The sequence below is a fragment of the Albidovulum sp. genome, assembly GCF_041919395.1.
In the GTDB taxonomy this organism is placed as follows: domain Bacteria; phylum Pseudomonadota; class Alphaproteobacteria; order Rhodobacterales; family Rhodobacteraceae; genus Albidovulum.
Genome location: NZ_JAYRTX010000178.1, coordinates 1 through 2,697, shown reverse-complemented (window position 1 = coordinate 2,697; position 2,697 = coordinate 1). Strand labels below are relative to the sequence as shown.

Annotated in this window: 2 protein-coding genes and 1 pseudogene; 1 reads left to right on the top strand and 2 read right to left on the bottom strand. The window is 68.3% G+C overall.

Translation table 11 applies throughout. From position 1 onward, the window contains the following. Both ACMUOO_RS17070 and ACMUOO_RS17065 read right to left on the bottom strand, forming a co-directional pair. On the bottom strand, positions 1–1,340 hold a 1,340-nt coding region (locus ACMUOO_RS17070), incomplete at its 3' end, for a hypothetical protein (RefSeq protein WP_413855792.1). Between the two features lie 167 nt (positions 1,341–1,507). Then, entirely contained in the window at positions 1,508–2,065 is a 558-nt protein-coding gene (locus ACMUOO_RS17065) for a TIGR00730 family Rossman fold protein (protein WP_301918687.1), read from the bottom strand. A gap of 96 nt (positions 2,066–2,161) precedes the next feature. Between ACMUOO_RS17065 and ACMUOO_RS17060 the strand changes: the two are divergent. Beyond that, positions 2,162–2,697, top strand: a pseudogene (locus tag ACMUOO_RS17060) (hypothetical protein); the annotation flags it as partial.

The window sequence follows — 2,697 nt, the reverse complement described above, 5'->3', positions numbered from 1 at the left end:
CCGTTGGCGTAGCCCGCGCCATCGATCTTGGCCACGGACATGTTGCCGATCGACTCCAGCACCGGGGTGAAGACGCCGGGGATGACGCCCTTCGGCAGGTGCTCGACCTCGATCCAGCAGTCCTCGCGGTCGCCCCAGTGCGGCACGAAATTGGGCTGGTTCGGCGCCGGCGGGACCGCCCAGGAGAGGATGCCGCGGATCCTGGCGCGGCCGGTCTTGCAGTACTCCTGCCGGTGCGCGTCGAGGTTCACCGGAAGCGCGGCCTGATACCAGAGCCCGCCCCTCGGCACGTCGATGTCGTGGACCTCGACGAAGGTCGTGCCCTGGAATTCCCAGCCCGACCCGAAATCGAGATAGAAGGCGATGTATTCGCGGCTGCCCTTCTGACAGAGGCTGCCGGAATAGCCCGACCTCAGCTTGATCTGCACGATCCCGTGCAGAAGCATCCGGTCGCGGTCGAGCCCGACGCAGTGCAGTTCCTCATAGGTCGTGTTGAACTTCGGCTGCGCGAGGAAGTCGGCGAACTTCGAGAGGTCGATGTCGAAGGCCTTCAGGGGCGCCAGCGCCTGCCAGGCCGCGATGTCGGTCGGGTCGGCCGAGAGCTTCGCCACCGCCGGGAAGACGCCGCGCATCACCGCGAGGTCGTCCACGGCCCGCGCCACCTTCACGATCTGGTGCAGGTCCGGCTCGGGCTTCGGCGGCGGCAGCTTGACGACGGCCGCGGTGATCTTGTCGATCAGCGACGGGTCGATCTTCTGGATGCCGATGTCGGTGATCTTGTCGAGGATATGGCAGATGAACCAGTTGCGCGGCTCGATCTGGATGTCGCGTTCCAGCCGGTTGCCCCAGACCGGATGCCAGTTCGGCATGTTGGGGGGCGGCATCGTGTTCCAGGACAGGATCGCGCGCACCTTCGGCAGGACCGGCTTGTCGTCGCAGCAGGACCGGCGCTTCGGCCGGAGCCGGATCGAGACGGCATAGCAGAGCGGATCCTTGAACGGGAAGTCATGGATGTTGAAGCCGGCCACGCCGTGGTCGACCCAGGTGCCGTCGCCGTAGTCAAGGTAGAAGCGGACATATTCCTGGCTGCCGTCCGTGCAGGCATCGCCGCCATATCCCGACTGCTGCTTGATCCGCACGATCGCCGTCAGGATCTCCGTCGCCGGGTTGTAGCCGATGCAGGTCAGCTCCTCGAAACTCGTGTCGCCGACCTTCTTGAGCACGGCCTTCGGGATGTCTGCCAGTTTCAGGTCGGTCAGATTGCCGAAGTAGTTGGGATTGGTGATGAGGAGGAACTTCGATGCGTGGCGCAGGTCCACGTCCTTGTCAGCGGCCGCCATGGGGAAACTCCATGCAAATGTTTGAAAATGACGTCTGGAAAATCGCGTGCACTTGTTACTGCACGGCTCGGATCATACACCATGCTCGCCCTTGAGTAGAGTGATATATACCCCACTCTCGCGTAGCTGCGCTGGAATTGGCCGAAATGCCGCGCCCGCCCGGCGCTTCAGCCGAGGGTGGCGCGCAAGAGGGGTTCGAGCGCCGCCACATCGGGGACGGAATGGACGAAGCCGCGCAGAGAAGATTCCGCGAAGCCTTCGCCGATGATCCGGTCGATGAGCGCCAGAAGGGGGTCCCAGTAGCCCTCGGTGTTCAGCAGCACTATGGGCTTGGCGTGAAGGCCGAGCTGGCGCCACGTCAGGACCTCGAAGAACTCGTCGAGCGATCCGCCGCCGCCGGGAAGCACGAGGATCGCGTCGGAGTTCATGTACATGACCTTCTTGCGCTCGTGCATCGTCTCGGTGACGACGAAGGCCGAAAGGTCGCGCTTGCCGACTTCGCGCGCGACGAGGTGGACGGGGATCACTCCGAAGGTCTCGGCGCCCGCCGCCTGTGCTGCCCGCGCGACCTCGCCCATCAGGCCGACGTCGCCCGCGCCGTAAACCAGCCGCCAGCCGTTGCGCGCCAGCATCCGCCCCGTTTCCCCGGCGGCATCGGCATACGCGGTCCGCGCGCCGGAACGGGAGCCACAGTAGACACAGACGGATTTTCGCGGGGCGGGCATCGGGATTCCCCCAAAGGGTTGCTTTGACCGGTGATAGCGGCGTTGCTATGGTCGCTCAAGCGCGCCCGTCAAGCGGCGCGGGCGGTGGGGGACTGCATGGCTGGGAAGATCGGGACGGGCGCATCCGGCAGCGGCAGGCTGGGCTGGGTGGTTGGGGCTGTCGCGGGTGCGTGCGTGGCGGGCGCGGCCTGGTATTTCGGCATCCGGGCACCCGCGCCGGACGAGGCTCCGGCGCCCCCTCCGGCCCCGGAAGCCGCCCCGGAAGCTGTCCCGTCCGCCGCGCCCGCGGGGATGGGCACGCCGGAAGCGGCCGCCACGCCCGAGGCTTCCGCGCCAGAGCCTTCCACCGCCGAGCCGGCGGGAGCCGAGCCCGCGCCGGTGCCCGAGGCGGCGGCCCCCGAGCCTGCGGCCGAGCCCGCCGCGACCGCGGAGGCGCCCGCCGCGGCGCCGGCGACCGCGGCGGTCGCGCCGAGTTTCGACACGGTGCGCGTCGATGCCGACGGGGCGACGCTCGTCGCAGGCCGCGCGGGCGAGGGGGCGCTGCTCTCGATCCTCGTGGACGGGGTGGAGGCGGCCACGGCCGCCGCCGACGGCCGCGGCGCCTTCGCCGCGCTCTTCACCCTGCCGCCGAG

Bases quoted from the DNA above. Each gene is read 5' to 3' on its own strand.
- ACMUOO_RS17065 (WP_301918687.1), bottom strand. From the start codon at position 2,065: ATGCCCGCCCCGCGAAAATCCGTCTGTGTCTACTGTGGCTCCCGTTCC.